Source organism: Niastella soli (assembly GCF_017742245.1).
Taxonomy (GTDB): Bacteria; Bacteroidota; Bacteroidia; order Chitinophagales; family Chitinophagaceae; genus Niastella; species Niastella soli.
Window position 1 is genome coordinate 146,920 of record NZ_JAGHKO010000014.1, and the last position, 20,398, is coordinate 167,317.

Consider the following 20,398-nt stretch of genomic DNA (forward strand, 5'->3'; position numbering starts at 1 on the left):
TTCTAATGACATGAATAACAGGTATATCCAAAGTATATAAAAATGCAGTCTGGCAAGGCTATTTCAGGGTTGAACAGTAAACCAACGGCTTAATTAATGTTTAAATCTTGATTTTTTTACATACAAATTAAGCCCCTTGGCCTACACCTACCGGCAATTCACATACTTTGCGTACATATATGCCATTTCTCTAATTATCTTGCACTGGTTTTATGAGCATCTATTAATTACTGTAGATCAGTACCCTGTAATTGTCAATTTAACCCCATGAAAAAATTGGTTACCCTGGTTATATGCGTTGGTCTATTTTATGCCGTTTCGGCCAGCAAGATCCTTCCCAAACCGGCGGCCCTTTATGCTTCTGTACCGCCTGCTAACGTCGACAGCACCCCTGAGGGTCAAAAGTATTCTTATCAGGTTATCAAACTAACCAACAATAGTTTCGGTTATGACATCTACTCAGGCGCTAAAAAAATGATCCACCAGGAAACCATTCCTGGTCAGCCTGGCAGTAATGGTTTTACTACTGCAGCTGCCGCCGGCAAGGTGGCCGGTCTGGTAGTAAGCAAACTACAGAAAAACATTTTTCCACCAACTGTTTCAACCGAAGAACTGAAGCAACTGCATGTTTTATAACATGCTTTAATCCCTATTAACATCAACATTCCCCATAACCGCATGAAAAAGTTTTACTCTTTCCTGTTTGCCCTATGCATTACACTACTATTGTTTTTGCAACAAGCAGGCGCGCAATGTGAAAAACCCGTTGTTATCAGCAGGGCCGCCACCACATGCCCTGGCGGTGGCAGTACCACATTGATCTTTAAACGGAATCCTTCTCTAACCTATTCCTGGTCGAACGGTGCAGGCGACGCCAATTTTATAACAGTTGGCGCCGGAACATATACACTCACTGCTACCGATGGCAGCGGTTGTTCGCAAACATCTGACCCGGTAGTGATAAAAGAAAAAACGGTTCCACCCGTTATTCCTGCCGATACACCAGTATTGTGTTCCGGTCAAAGCCTCACGCTATACGCCGACACCGGCAATAGCTGGACAAGAAAGCCTGACTTACTCGCAGCATCTGCCCGTACAGAAGGCATTGCCTTTAGCATTGGTTCAAAAGGCTATGTTGGAACGGGTACTACTAGTGGCACTTTCCTGAGCGACTTTTGGGAATATGATGAAGCTACTGAAACCTGGTCACAAAAAGCTGATGTACCAGGCGGCGGACGTGTATTTGCCACAGGTTTTTCCATTAACCAAAAAGGGTATGCAGGATTGGGCAACAGAGGTGCTACCATTTTGAGCGATTGGTATGAATACGATCCCTTTACCAATATTTGGGCAATAAAGGCTAACTACCCTGGCGGGGCAACGACCGCGGCTACCGGCTTTGCAGCAAGAGGATTTGGCTATGTGGGGCTCGGCTATAGTTCAGGCACTTATCCATCGACCTTTTGGATGTATAATACTTTCTCGGATACCTGGTCGTCTATTCCCAATTTCCCAGGCACTGCACGAAGAGAAGCAGTGGGATTTACTATCAACGGTTCAGGCTATGTGGCTACCGGATGGTTAAATGGAACAAGCAATGCCAATGACTGCTGGAAATATGACCCGTCTACTACAACGTGGTCTGCGCAGGCAGCATTACCCGCATCGCCCCGTCGTACCTCATCTGCATTCACCATCCAGAACCATGCGTATATAGTATGCGGATACAGGACCACCGGCGGAAGCACAAATGAATTGTGGGAGTTTTACAACGACACTTGGACACAAAAAGCGAATTTCCCCGGTTCTGCCCAATGGGGCCCGGCAAGTTTTGGTCTGCACGATAAAGCTATTGTAGGTTTTGGGTCAGCCAACAACAAACAGCTATACGAATACCATCCAAATAATACCGTACTATGGCCCGATGGTTCAACCCAATTATCATACACGGTAAATACACCCGGCAACTACAGTGCCACTATAAATGATATTGAAGGTTGTGCCATTACTACCGCTCCGCTTACGGTAACCGCAGCCACTTTTAGTACCACTCCCATTAGGGTATCAGCGGCGGGTACCACCTTCTGCGAAGGCACCCCGGATACCTTATTTGCAGGTGGTGATGTTTGGACACAGAAAGGCGATTTTCCCGGAGGCTCTACTTATTACGCTTCGGGTTTTACTATAGGTTCCACTGGTTATTATTGTGGAGGCAGCCCCAATGCATACCAGTTCTGGAAATATGATCCGGCAACAGATACCTGGGCTCAACAGGCTGATATGCCTATGGCTATACAGTGGGCGCCGGCCATTTCGTGGCATGGCAAAGGATGGGTATTGGGCAGTGGAGACAAAGCCATGTATATGTATAACCCCACTTACAACGCATGGACTAAAAAAGCCACCAGTCCTGGCAATGCCACGGGTGTAGTACAGGGCTTTTTGTTAAACGATAAGATCATCGTTCCCGGTGGCATTAATGGCGGTACTGCAGTATATGAATACGACCTGGTAAATGATACCTGGACGCGCAAAAACGACATGCCGTTTAGTATGACCTTTGCACCAGCTTTTGCGCTTAACGGAAAGGGCTACCTGATCACTGGTAACTCCACCCGCACCGACCCCGCCAACCCACAAACCGCAGACTGTTTACAATACGACCCCACTACAGATTCCTGGACAATATTACCCGACTTTCCCGGTGGACCCCGCGGCGGTGGCATTGGTTTTACCGATGGTCATAAAGCCTATGTGGGTATGGGAAATCATGGTCCTATTTTAAGTGACCTCTGGCAACTGGACCCTGCTACACTTAGCTGGACACGCATGACCGATATTCCCAACGGCCGGTACGCTACCGTTGCCATGGTAATTGGTCAACATGCTTATATTTCAACAGGGGCACAAAACTCAAGCCCCCGTGGCAATGTAGATGTATGGCAATACGAAATGCCCTATAATTACCAATGGTCAACCGGGGAAACCACCCGTTATATAAAGATCACCCAAACCGGTGATTACAGTGTGCAGGTGAGTAACGACAATGGCTGTTCGGCTGCTGCCAGCCCGGTACATGTTACCGTTCAACCCAAAACAGTGATCGGTGCAGTTCCGCAACCTGTTACAATCTGTGATGCCGCCGCTACCAACTTTTCAGTAAATGCTTCGGGCACCAATATAACTTACCAATGGCAACTCAATGGCAGCAATATCAATGACGGTAGTCTCTACAACGGCACTACCACCAATGCGCTGAGTGTTGCCAATGTAAATGGATTGGGCACTGGTCAGTTCCAATGTGTGGTTACCGGTACCTGCGGAACCGAAACAAGTACGGCCGCTGTCCTTACCGTAAACCCACTGCCGGCCAAACCGGTCATTACACCTGGCAGCGCCACCACCTTCTGTATTGGCGGTTCGGTAACGCTGAATAGTTCATCACTTACCGGTAATGCCTGGTCAAATGGCGGTACAACACAAAGTACCCCTATAACTTCATCAGGTTCTTATACCCTGAAAGTGACCGACGGCAATGGCTGTATATCGCCGCTCAGTGATGCAACGGTGGTTACGGTAAATCCCCTACCCGCCCAACCGGTCATAACTCCGGGCAGCAATACAACATTCTGTCAGGGTGGTTCGGTAACACTGTCAAGCCCGTCAGCAGCAGGATATATCTGGTCAAATACAGCAAACACTCAATCTATAAATGCAACAACAGCTGGTTCCTATACATTGCAGATAACAGACGGGAACGGTTGTACATCCCCGGTAAGTAATGCGGTAGTTGTTACTGTAAATCCATTGCCGGCACAGCCAGTGATCATGGCCAGTGGCGCTACTACCTTCTGCCAGGGCGGCAATGTTACTTTAAGCAGCCCGGCGGCCACCAGTTATAACTGGTCTACCGGTAGCACCGCCAAACAAATTGCCATTACCCAGGCAGGCAGCTATACCTTACAGATCACGGATGCCAATGGTTGTCAGTCCCCCATCAGTAATGGCGCCGTGGTAACTGTAAACCCGCTGCCGGCACAACCAGTCATCCACGCCTCAGGTCCATTGTCATTCTGTGATGGCAACAGTGTAACGTTGTCTACTGGCGCCGCAGCAACCTACCAATGGTCAACAGGCAGTCGTGCAGCCGATATTACAATAAACAAAAGTGGCACCTATACCGTTCGCATTACAGACAACAACGGTTGTACCTCCCCGGTGAGCAATGCAACAGCTGTAACCGTGAACCCATTCCCTACAGGCGCTATTTCCTCATATGGTCCCGTATCATCGGGCAACACACACTATTTTCAGTTAACAGCGCCTTCCAGCGCCAATGGTACTTATGCCTGGAGCACCGGTGATCGTACACCGGTAGCGAGGGTTACCCAATCGGGCACTTATGCGGTAAACGTTACTACTGCCCAGGGTTGCGAGAAGGAATTTACAATCACGGTGCAGGTGATCGATCTGAACCAGGTGCCCAACACGTTCTCTCCCAACCACGATGGTATTAATGATTACTGGACAGTGAAGGCCCTTGACCAATACCCCAATGCGGTAGTACAGATCTTTAACCGCAATGGCAACAAAGTGTTTGAAGCAAAAGGACCAGGCCTGAAATGGGATGGCACCAGTGGTGGTCATGAACTGCCGGCGGGCGTATATTACTATGTGCTCGACCTGAAAGATGGCAATCAACCTGTAAATGGCTGGATCAACCTGTTAAAATAAACAACCACTACTAACTTAAACCGAGAAATATGTTTCGTTTAAACAACTATATAAAAGCCGTAACGGGACTGGGGCTGTTGATCGCGGGCTGGTTGCCAACCAGCGCACAAAGCCGACCGCAAACCACACAATACGTGCTGAACTATTTTTTATCGAACCCGGCCATGACGGGTTTGGAAAACTATGCCGACATCCGCATTGGCCATCGCCGCCAGTGGAACGGCATTTCCGGTGCTCCGGTCACTACCTGGGTTTCCGCTAACCTCCCATTGGGTTATTCGGTAGAGCAGGCCCCGCCTCAATCGCTGCCGGAAGAAGACGATCGCGAAAACTTCTTTAAGCTATTGCCCGTTGAACGGCATCATGGTATCGGCATGGTAGCATACCAGGACAAGATCGGTCCTTATGTTAGCAATTGCCTTGATCTATCATACGCCTGGCACCTGCCATTGTCTGATGAGATAGCGCTTTCAGCGGGATTGTCGGCCGGTTTTCAGCAATTGCGTTACGATCCATCCAAAAACATTTACCCCGATCAGCCGCTTGACCCGGCCGTGTTGAACGATTTCGGTACCAAATGGTCGCCCGATTTAAATATGGGTATTATGTTATACAGCGGCCGCTTTTTCGCGGGCGCTTCTGCTCAACAGATCATTCCGTCAAAATTTATCAATACGAAAAATTCACTGTCTACCTATAAAAGACAATACATTCTGAGCGGCGGGTACAATATCATGCTGAATGAATACGACAATACGCAGTTGTTGGTTTCGGGTCTGTTACGCAGCGATTTTGCCAACCCTACCGGTTGGGACATCAACGCCAAATGTATGGTAGCCAATACCTTTTGGGTAGGCGCCTCCTACCGTTACCAGGATGCCATTTCGGGCATGGTGGGGTTGCACGTTGCCCGAAATTTCAACGTATCGTACGCATACGATTACACGCTATCACCCCTGAAACAGTTCAGCAATGGCTCACACGAGATCATGCTGGCCTTTCAGATCTTCAAGTTCGACGACCGGGTAAACCCACGGGTAAATTGGTAAGGGAATAAAATTATCTTTAGCCCCTATGAACCCGGAGGAAGTTCCGTCCATTGGGTTGGGTCTTACAAAAAACCAAAACATAGAACCATTGCTGGACCGGTACGGCATGTTATTCAATGATTTTAATTAATTCTATGCTACCTGGTGCAGGCGTCCGCTTGTGCCGCATTTCCATAACAGAAGGCGCCTCTTATTTTGGAGACGCCTTTCGCTATCATTTCATCGTTGATTTAGAACGGTTTATATAATTATCTGGATCCCTGCCACCATTTTACCTAACAATTCCGGCAATCTCCCATCCGAAACGGGTAACAGCCGGTTCCTTTTCTCCTCTAACCCCCAAACAATCTAATAGTTAACAAAAACTTTGAGTTAGAAACTTAAAACTAAGACCATATATTTGCCCATTCTTTTAAACCAACACTTTATGAATTTTAACCGAGTGAACAACATAGTGGGTTGGGTCGTGTGCCTGATTGCTTGTAGCGTATACGTGCTCACTATGGAACCAACTGGCAGTTTCTGGGACTGCGGTGAATTTATCAGCAGTGCCTATAAACTTCAGGTCCCCCACCCCCCTGGTGCCCCGCTCTTTATCCTGCTGGGCCGCTTTTTCATCGTTCTTTTTGGCGACAATCCTACCAATGCCGCACTCGGCGTAAATTTCATGAATGCCATCGCCAGTGGATTCACCATCTTGTTCCTGTTCTGGACGATCACCCATTTTGCCCGCAAAATGGTAAAGAAAGATGGGATCGACTTAACCAAACAGCAACTGATCACCATCATGGGTGCCGGTGCTGTAGGTGCCCTGGCCTATACATTCTCCGATTCTTTCTGGTACAGTGCAGTGGAAGGTGAGGTTTATGCCTTATCGTCCCTGTTCACCGCCGTGGTTTTCTGGGCCATCCTGAAATGGGAACACCAGGTTGACACGGAAAGTAAACTCGACGGTCATAAATTCTCCCAGGCCGACCGCTGGTTGATATTTATATTTTATATGATGGGTCTGTCAATCGGGGTTCACCTGTTGAACCTGTTGACCATCCCCGCCATTGTAATGGTTTATTACTTCAAACGTTATAAAGTTACCCGTTGGGGAACCGTAGCTGCCTTTTTCATAGGTTGCGCGATCACCGGACTGGTACAGGTGGCTATTATCCAATGGTCAATCAAAGGTGCCGGTGAATTCGACAAATTCTTTGTGAATAATCTGGGTACCCCCTTCTTTGTTGGATTTGGCACTTATTTCCTGCTGCTCAGTGCCCTGTTGGTCCTGGGTCTGCTGTTCACCGACACACAAATTCAAAAGTTCACCCTATTCCCTGTTTGGTTATCGGCCATCGTGCTATTATTCTGTTTCCCCTTTATTCATGGTGGCGGAACCTTGATCTTACTGCTCCTGGGATTGGGAGCGTTGGTTGGTGTTTGCTATTATGTAAAACAAAATATCATTTCCTTTTTGAAGATCGGGCTTTGGTCTGCCATCTTCCTTATATTGGGTTATTCAACTTACTTCACTACCCTGGTTCGCTCTTCAGCCAACCCATCGGTAGATATGTACAATGTTGACAACCCCGTGAGTTTGGTTGGTTACCTGAGCCGTGAACAATATGGCGACTGGCCAATTATGTATGGTCCTGACTTTACCTACCGCTCGCCATTTGTTACCACCGGCGACCTGTATGTAAAAGGTTCAGAAGACGGAAAAGACAAATACGTTGCTGCCGGTAAAACCCGCAAACAGGATTTTAGTGCAGCACCAAGTGAAGAAGACAAAGCCGGTTTGGCCCAACAGCACCCTGATTGGAATGTTGACAAGATCGGCCCGCACATTTTCCCTCGTATGTGGGACAATGGCAATGAGCGTAACCAGGAATATGTTTACCGCGATTTTGGCCGCCTCAGCGGCGATGAACAGCCCACTTTCGCGAACAATATTGTTTACTTCATGAACTACCAGTTCCGCTGGATGTACTGGCGTTATTTCATGTGGAATTTTGCCGGTAAACAAAATGACCTGCAGGGCTTTGGCAACCGTCGTGACGGTAACTGGAACAGCGGTATCAATTTTATAGATAAAATTTTTGGCCACAGTACGCCTGATGAACTGCCTGATACAGCCGGTTCTGCGAACAAAGCCAACAATAAATTATTCTTCCTGCCGGTTATATTAGGTGCTCTCGGTTTCTTCTTCCAGTTGAACCGCACCAAACGCGACTGGCTCATCAACTTCCTGTTATTCTTCTTTACAGGTTTGGCCATTGTGGTCTACCTGAACCAGTCGGGTCAGCAACCGCGTGAACGTGACTACGCATATGTAGGCTCCTTCTATGCATTTGCTGTTTGGATAGGTTTAGGAGTTATTTGGGTAAGAGAACAACTGAGCCGCTACCTGAAAGGCGACATGGTTGACTACGCAGCACTGGGATTGTGCTTACTGGCTGTACCCGTGTTAATGGCTTCACAGGAATGGGATGACCATGACCGTAGCAAGAAAACACTGGCCCGCGATATTGGTAAAGATTACCTGGAAAGCTGTGCCAAAGATGGCATCCTCATTTCCTTTGGTGATAACGACACCTATCCGCTCTGGTATTCCCAGGAAGTAGAAAAGATCCGCCCCGATCTGCGCGTGATCAACTACAGCCTGTTGGGTACCGACTGGTACATCAATGAGCTGCGTTATAAAGTAAATGAAAGCGCTCCTACCGACGTGATCTTTACTCCGCAACAAATTGAAGGAGACAAACGGAACGTAGTATTCACTCCATCTTACCTGAGCCGCGTGAACGCCCAGTTGATGTCGGGTTATGATCAAAACAAGTACTACGACCTGTACGAGATCCTGAAAAATGTTACCGCCAGCGACGATCCTAAAAACACCGTTCAGTTCAATGATGAAGACCTGGGCAATATTATACCGGTAAGCAAAGTAAGCGTGCCTGTTGACGTGGAAGCGATCAAAAAGAACATGCCACTGAACCCCGGCGACAGTGTGGTAAGCGAACTGAAATTGGATATTAAACGCAGCTATCTGCAAAAGAACGACCTGGCTGTACTGGCCATTATTGCAGGTAATAAATGGAAACGTCCTATTTACTTCACTTCTACACAGGAGCTGGAAGACCTGGGACTGGAAAAATATGTTCGTATGGAAGGTCTCTCCTATCGCCTGGTACCTGTTGAAGGCACCAGTGTGGAACTGGATGTGTCATATAAAAACCTCACGGAGAAATTTGGATATGGCAATGCCGCCAAACCAAAAGTTTACTTCGATGAAGAAAATCGCCGTCACATAAACAGCATTCGTCAGGCGCATGCATTCCTCGGAATGGCACTGGTTGATGCCAATAAAAAAGATTCAGCCCGCAAGGAATTACGTAAATATGATAACGCTGTGTTGGAAAGCAATGTTCCTTACGGTATGACATCAAACCGTGGCAACTTCCATAACCGGGTTACCATGACTTATCTGTATGCAGCCTACCGCAGTGGCGATCTGGAACTGGCAAGAAAGGTAGCCAAGTCAGCTAAAACTGACCTGGAACAACAAATGAAGTATTATCGCTCATTGGGTGATGAGGCTTCTAACAACGAAACCATGGCCATGAGTGCCGCCGCTTATTTAAACAATAAAGGCACCGTGTCAGACAAGCAGGTACCCTTTGCACAGGACATTGTATCTTCTTATCAAATGCTGATGCAAATGGCTGATTGGGAAAAACAATTTGGTGGCGGAGCCGGTAAGAACGGCGTTGAAAATGCCCCTGCTGACTTGAAGTCTCCCGAAGCGGTTGATACAACAAAGCCGTAGAAAGGTTCGGATAAACAGATATATATCAAAAATTTATGCGTGCCGCGGTTTCAAACCGTGGCACGCTTTGTTTTAAGGGGTATTGCAACAATTGCTGCCATACTTTGTTGTAGTGTTAACAAAAATTACATACGTCAATGAATGAATTTTAATGCTTAAATTGGGTTAGTCCTACGTGCCCGCCGCAACAATAGCAGGCGGAAACGACGAATCGTAGACGCAAGAATCAAATTCATTGTACCTTAAAAACATTATTAGCAGTGATAGGACATCATTTCACCAAATTCGATCCCAATCAACAGGGCAAAACGAAATTTGAGCAATTGCTGGATGTGTTCATGCAATTGCTTACCTATACCAATGGCGATGTGAGCGAAGCGTTGGACTGGATGAACCAGCTTGATAAAGAATATGAGCTTACAAACGACGAATATGGCATGGGCGATTTTATAGAAGAATTAAAAGAGAAAGGCTACATCCAGGAGAACCAGATCAGCGGCGAGATCAAGATCACCTCCAAGACCGAACAGGGCATTCGCAAAAAATCGCTGGAAGAGATCTTCGGCAAATTAAAAAAGACCAAATCCGGTGATCACCATACATTCAAGCCCGGTGGCGGCGATGAGATCAATCCCGAAACCCGGCCCTTTCAGTTTGGCGATACGCTTGAACAAATCGATTTCACCACCAGCATTCGCAATGCACAGATCAATCACGGCATCGAAAGTTTCAATATGCAGGAAGATGACCTGGCCATTCGCGAAACCGATTTCAAATCACAAACGTCTACTGTACTGATGATCGATATTTCACATTCGATGATCCTGTATGGGGAAGACCGCATTACGCCAGCTAAAAAAGTAGCCATGGCACTCAGCGAACTGATCACTACCAAATATCCCAAAGACACATTGGATATTGTAGTTTTCGGCAATGATGCCTGGCCAGTTGAAATAAAAGACCTTCCTTATTTGCAGGTTGGTCCATACCACACCAATACGGTAGCTGGTTTGGAAATGGCAATGGATATTTTACGCCGACGTAAAAATCCCAACAAACAGATCTTTATGATCACCGATGGCAAACCAACCTGTTTAAAAATAGGCAAACGCTATTATAAGAACAGTTTTGGGCTCGACCGTCGCATCACCAACCGTTGCCTGAACCTGGCCGCACAATGCAAGAAATTAAAAGTGCCTATTACCACTTTTATGATCGCTACCGATCCGTATTTGCAGCGGTTTGTACAGGAGTTCACTGAAACCAACAGCGGCAAGGCTTTCTTTGCCTCGCTCGACCGGTTGGGGGCTTTTATATTCCGTGATTTTGAAAATGGAAAAAGAAAAACGGTTTATTAGACAATCAAATTATTCAGACAGATTATTAATATGAGCATACCACAAATAAAAACACTGGGCGAACTTAAGAAGAGCGGCTATCAACCAAAGTCAGTAAAGGATGAGATCAGAAAGAACCTTATTTCTAAATTACAAAAACAGGAAAGTACGTTTAATGGCATTATAGGATATGAAGAAACTGTTATTCCGGATGTAGAAAGAGCGCTGTTGTCGCGTCACAACATTTTGTTCCTTGGGTTACGCGGACAGGCAAAAACCCGTATGGCCCGGCAAATGATCGAATTACTCGATGAATATGTGCCGGTTATAGAAGGCAGTGAGATCAATGACGATCCGCTGAACCCCATTTCCATCCATGCCAAGGACCTGATTGCGCAACATGACGATGAAACACCTATCGCCTGGATCCACCGAAGCGAACGGTATGGCGAAAAACTCGCTACGCCCGACGTAAGCGTAGCCGACCTTATTGGCGACATCGACCCCATTAAAGCGGCCAATCTGCGGTTAAGCTTTGCCGATGAACGCGTGATACACTATGGCATTATCCCTCGCAGTAACCGCGGTATTTTTGTGATCAACGAAATTCCCGACCTGCAGGCTCGCATCCAGGTGGCGCTGTTCAATATTCTGGAAGAAGGCGATGTACAGATCCGTGGTTTCAAATTGCGTATGCCACTGGATATCCTGTTTGTATTCACCGCCAATCCGGAAGACTATACCAACCGTGGCTCCATTGTAACGCCGTTGAAGGACCGTATTGAAAGCCAGATCCTGACACACTATCCTAAAACTATCGAGACGGCGCTTACCATAACTGAACAGGAAGCCGATATTTTGAAGGAACAGCAGGCAAAGGTGCAATTAAGCGACCTCTTAAAACGACTGATAGAACAGATCTCCTTTGAGGCCCGCTCCAGTGAATTGGTTGACAAAAAAAGTGGGGTATCGGCCCGCTTAAGCATTTCAGCTTTTGAAAATGCAGTAAGCTCAGCTGAACGCCGCGCATTGATCAATAAAGAAAACCATACGCAGGTATGGATCAGTGATATGATCGGTTTGATCCCTTCTATTACCGGAAAAATAGAACTGGTGTATGAAGGCGAACAGGAAGGACCGTACCAGGTGGCCATGAACCTGCTTGATAAAGCCATCCGGTCACAATTCATTCAATATTTCCCAAATCCGGAAACGCTGAAGAAAAAACGTAATCAGCAGGCAGCCGAAGAAAACCCCTATCGTTCCATCACCTCATGGTTCGATAAAGGCAATTCGCTGAACCTGTTATTTCATACCAAAGACGAAGACAAGATACAGCAACTGTATAAGGTAGATGGATTACATGCGTTGGTGAAAAAGTATTTTAAACAGGCCAATGAAAAAGACGCTGCTCTGTTAATGGAGTTTGTGTTGCACGGACTGGCATCCTTTTCCATGATCAGTAAAAAAATATTGGAAAGCCGCATCGAGTTCAAGGACCTGATGGGTTCTATGCTGGGTAATACCACTTCGTTTGCGGATGATGAACTGGAAGGTGATGACTTTAATTAATGTTGAAGTTGAATATTCAATAATGAATGTCGAAGTGAATCACTTCGACATTTTTATTTAATGCTATTGGTAAATAAAAAGCACCCTGATGCGTCGGGGTGCTTTCTTAATATTATTGTCAATTAGCTTAACTGTTGAGTAGCTCTTTGGGTAAACCGTATTTTTCAACTAGCTTTTTGGAAGACTCTACCTTTTTAACAATATATGGATCATTGCTATAATCTTTCAGAGTAGTAGATATGGTTATTTTCCCTTTGATCTCGACAACGTTCTCTTTCTGATTTTTTTCACGATAGACATATTGCAGCTTTAGTTAGCAACAGCATAATTTTCCCTTTTTTCCTCGTTGCCATCCCTACCATAAATCACCAGTTCAATCTTTTTATTTTTGGCAATATGCCTGGCAATAGAAACAGCTTCCCGTTTATTATCAGTGATTTCTGTAAACTTTGCAGCTTTATTATCTCTCACTAACCAACCATTTCCACCCAAAGGAAGAACATACTGTATTGTAGATACTTTTGCGGGTACCTTTTTAACCTTTGGGGATCTTGAATGGGAATTCTTACTTTTCATATAACGAATTTAAACAATTTCATTAAGAATAAGCCTGGACGCCTGCATAAAGTTGATGGCCCTGGCATTTGAAAATCGCTGTATTCTGTAACGATTTTCCGGGCTCCAGCTTTTTACCAAAAGCCACCCGTTCCTATATGAATTAAGGATCCTGTTATGCACACCAGAATAGATCAACAATTGATCTAAATTATGATTCTTGATCTGTCGAAGTTGGGTTAAAGAAATTGATGGGTTAATGGCGTTGAATCGTGCTAATTGAGCCGAATAAAGGTGCAACTCTGTACCAGACTCAGGAAACTCACTATTAAATCCCAACGATTGACAAACCTTTTTTTTAAAGCTCAATTCAAGCGCATATCCCATCAGGTAAACAGCTCCATTATTTCGTTTTAACCGGAAAAGTGTTTCGGCATCCTTTCGCTTTTGACTTGCCAGGTATTTTAGCGCACTTATATTTATCACAACAATAAAAACAAGCGCATCTGTCAAAAGAACTAAATCAACAAACGAAATATTTCAGTACAACTATCCACTACACCACATTTACTTCCCGCTCCAGCTCCACCCCAAATTTGGCGTGAACGCTTTTCATTACGTCATCGCTCAGGTCATAAATATCCTGACCGGTAGCGTTGCCATAATTCACCAGTACGAGTGCTTGTTTTTCATGTATACCTGCATCGCCCCGGCGATAGCCTTTCCAGCCGCTTTGTTCAATAAGCCAGCCTGCCGCCAGTTTAATGGTGCCATCGATATTGGGATAACCAACTATATGCGGATATTGCGTTTTTAATTCTTCATACACCGCAGCAGCAACAGAGGGGTTTTTAAAAAAGCTGCCGGCATTCCCGATCTTCGCGGGATCGGGCAGTTTTGAGGAGCGGATATTGATCACGGCTTGTGAAACAGCCTGAATACTTAATTCCTGCACTCCCATACGTTCCAGTTCCTGTTCAATAGCACCATAACTGGTATTGAATACAGGCTTTTTATTCAGTCGGTAAGTAACATTCAATATAACATACTGGTTGCGGTATTTCCCTTTGAACACACTTTCACGGTAACCAAAAGCGCAATCAGCAGCTTTGAACACCTGTACTTGTTTGTCACGGAGATGAAAGGCCTCCAGTTCTTCAAATACTTCTTTGATCTCAACGCCATAGGCGCCGATATTTTGCATGGGGCTGGCACCAACGCAACCGGGTATCAGGGAAAGGTTTTCTACCCCCGCCCAATTTCGCTGCAGGCAAAATTGTACGAATTTATGCCAGTTCTCCCCTGCCCCGGCCTTTACATAAACATGGTCGGCGTCTTCTTTTACGACATTCACCCCCGGAATATCATTTTTTAACACCAATCCATCTATATTATTTTTAAAAAGAATATTACTGCCACCCCCCAAAATAAGTGGCAAAATTCCCATATTGGGATTATTTTCGATCAATTCACCTAGTTCATTAACCGAAACAAAGGCGGCAAAGTACCTGGCTAATGTGTCAATACCCAGTGTGTTGTATTGCCGGAGCGGAATATTTTGTTGAATTTGCGTCATCAGCAGGGCAAAATAACAAATTATGCATCGAAAAACCGCCGTTGTACTGGGAGCGACCGGATTAATTGGTCAGCACCTGGTACAGGAACTGTTACAAAACGAATTCTTTACTAAAGTCAGGTTATTGGTTCGCAGACCCCTTAAGCTAAACCATTCTAAGATCGACATTCAGGTCGTTAATTTTAATGATGAAAAAGATATTGCCGCCAAGATTGATATTGGTGATGTAATATTCTGTTGCGTGGGCACCACCCGCAAGAAAGTAAAAGGTAATAAAACAGAATACCGCAAAGTAGATTACGATATTCCCATCATTACTGCCCGCCTGGGCGTTCAGCATGGTTTCAGCCAGTTTCTAATGGTCTCGGCAATTGGAGCCAATCCGGTGGCCGCTAACTTTTATCTTCAATTAAAGGGATGTATTGAAGAGGATGTGACCGCACTTCCCTTTGAAAGCATTCATATTTTCCGTCCATCAATCTTGTTAGGTAACAGAGAAGAATTTCGCTTCGGCGAACGCATCGCCGGCGTATTCGTAAAAGCGTTCTCTTTTCTATTGATCGGCGCCTGGCGCAAATACAAAGCCATTACTGCTGCCGATGTGGCCAGATCAATGGTAGCCGCCGCCAACAAAGAGATAGCCGGGGTGCATATGTATGAATATGATGAAATGCGGGAACTGCTCAGTTGATGCCGATGACCGCAATTCATGCAACATATTAGTTAAAAAACATATTAACATTCGAAATATTACGATTGTCGTGTATTAAAAACGGCATTACATTTGCATATACCGTTATACCTAAAGCAATCAAGTATATGTACTTATGCTTTAGTAATTAATCAAGATTCTCATACCCTTCGTAAAACATTTGAATTATGAAAAAAACGTTCATTCGTTTTTCGGCAACTGTTATGGTGGCCACGGCTCTCTTTTCGTGCCAGAAAGATATGTCAGCAAAAAATGCAAAAGCTGATCTAAATTCAACCATTTCCACCTCCGCTGTCTCCAATGCTTCTCCATGCGGACAATTACGTACACAAACACAAGGTGGCTGGGGCGCATCCCCCGCCGGAAATAATCCGGGTACTTATTTACATGCCAATTTCCAGGCAGCATTTGGCGAGTACATAACGGTGGGTTGCAGCGACAAATATTTCGTGAAATTAACGTCTGCCCAGGCTGTGACCAATCTGTTACCGACTGGTGGTCCTGGCGCCGTTTTAACCGCCAGCTATACAGACCCGGCTTCGCTTAAAAATGTACTGGTTGGACAACTGGTTGCCCTGAAATTATCAGTGGGTTTCGATCACGCTGATCCTGGTTTTGGCCAGTCTTCTGTAGCATTGGGCAATATGATCATTGCCAGCGGGCCATTCAAAGGCAATACCGTTGCTGATTTCCTCGCCATTGGTGAAGAAGTATTGAGTGGTTGCTCCAAAGACTTCACCCCGCAACAAATAGTTGAAACGGCGACTTCCATTAATGAAAATTTTGACAATGGAACAGTTGATAAGGGTTTCCTGATTTGTCCTAATGACACTCCACCCTCATCAGCTAATCCGGCCAACGACCTTCCAGCTTAAAACTTTAATTTAAAAGATAATAAAATGCCCCCCGCTTGTACCGTCGGGGGGCATTTTTATTTAGTTCTTCCTGTTTTACATAGCATCCACATCAGGGATCACCACCACATTCCGGAATCGTTTATCATTGTGCAGCACGGCTATCTGTTCCAGAATAAAACGTTTACAACGTTGAATAAGCTCCCCGTCTTTCGGCAGTTTGATCAGCAATTCCATCAGATATTGGTTGCGTACCCGGTTCACCACCGGCTCTGCCGGGCCTACCAGGAACTTGCCATACTCGCCCTGCATGGAAAAAGCCATCATTTGGGCTGCCGCTTCCACCACATCTTTCGACTTATGTTTTAAAGTGAGCATTATTAACCGGGCAAATGGCGGATAAAAGAACATTCTTCGTCCCTCAATTTCCTGGTTGTAGAACAGCCCATAATCGTGTTGCTGCACAAAATACAATACCGGGTGTTGCGTATTAGACACCTGGATGAACACTTTACCCTGTTTATCTTTACGGCCGGCACGGCCACTCACCTGCTCCATTAATTGAAAGGCCCGTTCATTTACCCTGAAATCGGCAAAACTCAACAGGCTGTCTGCATCCAGAATACCTACCAGGTTCACATTTTCAAAATCAAGCCCTTTTACCACCATTTGCGTGCCTACCAGTATATCCAGCCGGCCCTGTTCAAATTGCTGTATCAGGCTGTCGTGCGCGGTTTTACCCCGCACACTGTCAATATCCATACGGGCCACGCGCCCCTTGGGAAACATTTCTTCCAGTTGTTCTTCAATACGCTCCGTACCAAAGTTGCGCTGGGAGAATTTATCGCTGCCACAAGCCTGACAGGCATGCACGGGCGGGTATACAGTACCGCAATAGTGACAATGCAGTTTATGGGTGTTCTTATGAAAGGTCAGTGTAACGTCGCAAAACTTGCAATGCGGTATCCAGCCACAGGTTTGACAAACCTGGTAAGGCGAATAACCCCGGCGGTTTTGAAAAAGGATCACCTGTTTGCCCTGTTCCAGCGACTGGTCAATGGCGGCTTTTAAAGGGGGCGTAATAATGATCTTGTCCTTATCAGCCCCAAACATCCTTTTGGTATCAATGATGTCGATGGCCGGCAATTGCACGCCACCAAAGCGTTCGCCCAGGATGGCCAGTCCATACTTTTGGGACTGCGCATTATAAAAGCTTTCTACCGAAGGCGTAGCGCTGCCCAGCAACACATTCGCATTGAAGAGCGAAGCGTAATAAATAGCGCCATCACGGGCATGGTAACGCGGAGCCGGGTCCTGTTGCTTGTAAGAAGTATCATGTTCTTCATCCACCACTATCAATCCCAGATCGGTGAAGGGCAAAAAGATCGATGAACGGGCTCCCAGCACAACTTTCAATTCACCCGTTTTCACCTTGTTCCAGATCTCAACCCGTTCATTCTGGTTGAATTTACTATGATAGATGCCAATATAGCCACCAAAATGCTTTTGCAAACGGCGTATCACCTGCGAGGTAAGGGCAATTTCCGGCAACAGGTACAAAACCTGTTTTCCCTGGCGGATATATCGTTCAATAAGCTTGACATATACCTGTGTTTTTCCACTGGCAGTGACCCCGTGCAACAAACAAGCCTGTTTGCTTACCAATTGTTCGGTAATGGCATCAAATGCCCGTTGCTGCGCAGGAGTTAATTCAAAATCTATTTGAATATTACGGGGCAGGTATTGCAGGCGGTCAACCTGCCGTTTTTCCAGCCACAGAATGTTTTTATCAACCAGCCCTTTTAACTGCGCATCCGAAGCGCCGCTTTTCTTCAACAATTCGGGTTTGGTTACCTCGCCCTGCGTTTTTATCAGGTGCAGGTAACTCAGTAACAGCTCGAGCTGTTTTTCGGCCCGTTGCAGTTTTTTATCATCACTCAGTAATGCAGACAGTTCCTCTTCGTTATCATATTTGTGGTTCAGCAGAACAAAGATCTCTTTTTTGGGCGACCAGGTTTCTTTCAGGGCTTCCCAAACAGTACATACTTTTTTTTCGATGAGTCTTTTTATAACCGGGTAAACCCGGTTTGAATCGAGGATCTGTTGCACCTCACCTATCTTCAGTTCTTTTTTCAGCAACAGCGCTTCCCCAACCAGATATTCATCATGATCGAGGGTAGAAAAATTGTCGCCAAACTCCTCGTTGAACACCAGGATAGTTTCGCTGCTTAATTTAAAATGGGCAGGCAGGGCGGCCGCCATCACTTCACCTTCGCTGCACATGTAGTACCGGGCGATCCATTCCCACAGCTTTAGTTGTTCGGGGAAAATAACGGGTTCTGCATCCAGGATGTTAAGGATATCCTTTGCTTCAAATGCTTCGGGTTTTTCTTCATGAAGCCGTTTTACCACCCCGGCGTATTTCTTGTTTTTACCCAATATGACCTCAACCCGCACACCCGGCTTTATTTGGTCGCGCAAGGCAGCTGGCACCGACCAGGTGTAGTTTTTGGGTAAGGCCAGTGGAATAATAACTTCGGCAAATAAAACAGAGATGCTCATTCGTGGCCCAAGATACGAAGGTTATAGGGAAGTTGTTGGGATGAAGCAAAGCGGCAATTGGCATTCGGCAATCAATGTCGTTTAGTTATTGCTTGTTTTAAGAAATCCCCTCCTGGGAGGGGTTAGGGGTGGGTAAAAACTTTCAACTAACCAATCCACCCCGCCTTATACTCGCGAAGTTTCTGCTCCATAACCTGTGCCACCTGCTGTTTCAGGGACTCCACGTCCCTGGCCGTTAACCCCGTTACCGGTATTTCTTTTAAAAACACCGTACGGCAACGACCGGGTGTTAAACTGAATGAAGTAGAAGAATTCATCCGCTTCCAGGTATCTAAGAACAACAGCGGTTTTATAGGTGTTTGCGTTTCAATGGCTATGCGAAAGGCGCCATCGTACAGTTTTTTCAGGGGTTGATCCGTTTCATTAAACGTGCCTTCTGGAAAGATAAAAATAGAGATGCCCTTTTTGATCACCGATTTCAAAATACGTACGCTATTGGCCCGGCCGGTGGCACTGCTGCGATCGACTGTTACCACGGCGTTGCGGTATATGATCCCAAACAGAGGAACTTTCGACACTTCCACCTTACCCAGGGCCCGAACCCGTTGCTTAAGCGCCAATACGATCATAGGCGCATCCAGATAGGACATATGATTGGCAACAAATATGTATTGTTTGGTTTTATCGTGGGGTTGTTCATAGAAGTTACTATGCCTGATACCAACTAAAAAGAACCAAACCCTTGCCCAGTAACCGCAGAGCCGGTAAATAAAGTTCCCACCACGCACCTTTCCAAAAAACGAAGCCACAATAACCGGTGGAATGACCAGCAGCATGCAACCTATAAACAGAACTATGGCATAAAGGCAATAAATAATTCGCAGGACTCTCATGTGTGTTTAATAGCTGTACGGACAGAAAAATTCCAGTTGTTAGAATAATTCTATGAAACGGAAGTAGCGTTTAAAAAGTATTGATTCAGATCAATTTATGAGAGTTATCTCATTTACAATCACAGCTCCATTCGTTGTCGAGGTCAATGACGGTAATAACCACCATACCGCGTTTGGCGGGGGCGAAGATAATCCGTACCTGTTGGCCATCGTGGGTACTTCCCTCCAGAGCATATTTGGGGTCGGGACGGCCAGCGGGTTCACTTTTGCGGTAATTGATACGTCCTTTTTCAAGGATCTCCTTTACTTCCGATTCATCGATATGGCGGCAACCCATGCGGCAGCGGGCGTGTTTGGTGTATATGAGCTTACTGGCATGACGATCTATAACATCTTCATTTACAGATTCATTCCGCGGATTATCTACATTTTCACTACGGGTGTTTTCACCAGCAGGGCCTTTATTCTTTTTACCGGGGTGCACATGTTCATTGCCGGGCGCTGTTTGGTCGTTCCGGGAATTGGGAGCCTGCTGGCAGGCTATTAAGAGATAAGAAAGTAAAAGGAAGCTGGTTAGTATTCTTTTCATATGGGAAGCAAGATAGATGTTAGGGTTGATATGTTGACTAGTTAACAAGAGCACAAGAGGAGGCAAATGATCAGGGAATAGGTATTGGGTTGGTGGGTTATTGGGTTAAGACCCGCGATAATTTACCAACTCAGGAACCTAATAACTA

General features: G+C 45.8%; 13 protein-coding genes. 8 read left to right on the top strand and 5 right to left on the bottom strand.

Annotation, left to right across the window (positions count from 1 at the left end):
* Positions 1-267 precede the first annotated feature (267 nt).
* The 6 genes from J7I42_RS29645 (at position 268) to J7I42_RS29670 (ending at position 12,509) form a co-directional block, all read left to right on the top strand.
* A complete protein-coding gene (locus J7I42_RS29645; RefSeq protein WP_209143115.1) occupies positions 268-636 on the top strand; it encodes a DUF4907 domain-containing protein in 369 nt (122 codons plus the stop codon).
* A gap of 42 nt (positions 637-678) precedes the next feature.
* Positions 679-4,734, top strand: coding sequence for a Kelch repeat-containing protein (locus J7I42_RS29650; RefSeq protein ID WP_209143118.1), 4,056 nt, complete (start codon positions 679-681; stop codon positions 4,732-4,734).
* 29 nt (positions 4,735-4,763) lie between these two features.
* Positions 4,764-5,783, top strand: coding sequence for a PorP/SprF family type IX secretion system membrane protein (locus tag J7I42_RS29655; protein WP_209143120.1), 1,020 nt, complete (start codon positions 4,764-4,766; stop codon positions 5,781-5,783).
* 427 nt (positions 5,784-6,210) lie between these two features.
* Positions 6,211-9,600 (top strand): glycosyltransferase family 117 protein, encoded by a 3,390-nt coding sequence (locus J7I42_RS29660; RefSeq protein WP_209143122.1) that lies wholly within the window; start codon positions 6,211-6,213, stop codon positions 9,598-9,600.
* A 260-nt stretch (positions 9,601-9,860) separates the two neighbouring features.
* Complete coding sequence (locus tag J7I42_RS35655) at positions 9,861-10,958, top strand: vWA domain-containing protein (protein ID WP_209143124.1); 1,098 nt, start codon at positions 9,861-9,863, stop codon at positions 10,956-10,958.
* 30 nt (positions 10,959-10,988) lie between these two features.
* Positions 10,989-12,509 (top strand): sigma 54-interacting transcriptional regulator, encoded by a 1,521-nt coding sequence (locus J7I42_RS29670; RefSeq protein WP_209143126.1) that lies wholly within the window; start codon positions 10,989-10,991, stop codon positions 12,507-12,509.
* 309 nt (positions 12,510-12,818) lie between these two features.
* Here the strand turns inward: J7I42_RS29670 and J7I42_RS29675 are convergent, their stop codons facing one another.
* Complete coding sequence (locus J7I42_RS29675; protein WP_209143128.1) at positions 12,819-13,085, bottom strand: DUF2188 domain-containing protein; 267 nt, start codon at positions 13,083-13,085, stop codon at positions 12,819-12,821.
* 535 nt (positions 13,086-13,620) lie between these two features.
* Complete coding sequence (murB, locus tag J7I42_RS29680; protein ID WP_209143130.1) at positions 13,621-14,640, bottom strand: UDP-N-acetylmuramate dehydrogenase; 1,020 nt, start codon at positions 14,638-14,640, stop codon at positions 13,621-13,623.
* Between the two features lie 22 nt (positions 14,641-14,662).
* Here murB and J7I42_RS29685 point away from each other — a divergent pair, with 22 nt between their 5' ends.
* The gene (locus J7I42_RS29685; RefSeq protein ID WP_209143132.1) at positions 14,663-15,331 is read left to right on the top strand and encodes an NAD(P)H-binding protein; all 669 of its coding nucleotides are present in this window, start codon (positions 14,663-14,665) and stop codon (positions 15,329-15,331) included.
* 188 nt (positions 15,332-15,519) lie between these two features.
* Positions 15,520-16,227, top strand: a complete 708-nt coding sequence (locus tag J7I42_RS29690; RefSeq protein ID WP_209143134.1) for a hypothetical protein — start codon at positions 15,520-15,522, stop codon at positions 16,225-16,227.
* Between the two features lie 75 nt (positions 16,228-16,302).
* On the opposite strand, the gene priA is transcribed toward J7I42_RS29690, so the two are convergent.
* The 3 genes from priA to J7I42_RS29705 form a co-directional block, all read right to left on the bottom strand.
* Complete coding sequence (gene priA / locus J7I42_RS29695; RefSeq protein WP_209143136.1) at positions 16,303-18,768, bottom strand: replication restart helicase PriA; 2,466 nt, start codon at positions 18,766-18,768, stop codon at positions 16,303-16,305.
* 146 nt (positions 18,769-18,914) lie between these two features.
* Positions 18,915-19,661 carry a lysophospholipid acyltransferase family protein gene (locus J7I42_RS29700; protein ID WP_209143138.1) on the bottom strand — a complete coding sequence of 249 codons (747 nt, stop codon included), beginning with the start codon at positions 19,659-19,661 and terminating at the stop codon, positions 18,915-18,917.
* Positions 19,662-19,770: 109 nt separating this feature from the next.
* On the bottom strand, positions 19,771-20,250 hold the full coding sequence (locus tag J7I42_RS29705) for a DUF4258 domain-containing protein (protein WP_209143140.1): 480 nt from the start codon (positions 20,248-20,250) through the stop codon (positions 19,771-19,773).
* Positions 20,251-20,398: the final 148 nt, after the last annotated feature.

Excerpts from the sequence above, each read along its gene's own strand:
- J7I42_RS29645 (WP_209143115.1), top strand. The coding sequence starts at position 268 with ATGAAAAAATTGGTTACCCTGGTTATATGCGTTGGTCTATTTTATGCC.
- J7I42_RS29650 (WP_209143118.1), top strand. The coding sequence starts at position 679 with ATGAAAAAGTTTTACTCTTTCCTGTTTGCCCTATGCATTACACTACTA.
- J7I42_RS29655 (WP_209143120.1), top strand. The coding sequence starts at position 4,764 with ATGTTTCGTTTAAACAACTATATAAAAGCCGTAACGGGACTGGGGCTG.
- J7I42_RS29660 (WP_209143122.1), top strand. The coding sequence starts at position 6,211 with ATGAATTTTAACCGAGTGAACAACATAGTGGGTTGGGTCGTGTGCCTG.
- J7I42_RS29670 (WP_209143126.1), top strand. The coding sequence starts at position 10,989 with ATGAGCATACCACAAATAAAAACACTGGGCGAACTTAAGAAGAGCGGC.
- J7I42_RS29675 (WP_209143128.1), bottom strand. The coding sequence starts at position 13,085 with ATGAAAAGTAAGAATTCCCATTCAAGATCCCCAAAGGTTAAAAAGGTA.
- murB (WP_209143130.1), bottom strand. The coding sequence starts at position 14,640 with ATGACGCAAATTCAACAAAATATTCCGCTCCGGCAATACAACACACTG.
- J7I42_RS29685 (WP_209143132.1), top strand. The coding sequence starts at position 14,663 with ATGCATCGAAAAACCGCCGTTGTACTGGGAGCGACCGGATTAATTGGT.
- J7I42_RS29690 (WP_209143134.1), top strand. The coding sequence starts at position 15,520 with ATGAAAAAAACGTTCATTCGTTTTTCGGCAACTGTTATGGTGGCCACG.
- priA (WP_209143136.1), bottom strand. The coding sequence starts at position 18,768 with ATGAGCATCTCTGTTTTATTTGCCGAAGTTATTATTCCACTGGCCTTA.
- J7I42_RS29700 (WP_209143138.1), bottom strand. The coding sequence starts at position 19,661 with ATGAGAGTCCTGCGAATTATTTATTGCCTTTATGCCATAGTTCTGTTT.
- J7I42_RS29705 (WP_209143140.1), bottom strand. The coding sequence starts at position 20,250 with ATGAAAAGAATACTAACCAGCTTCCTTTTACTTTCTTATCTCTTAATA.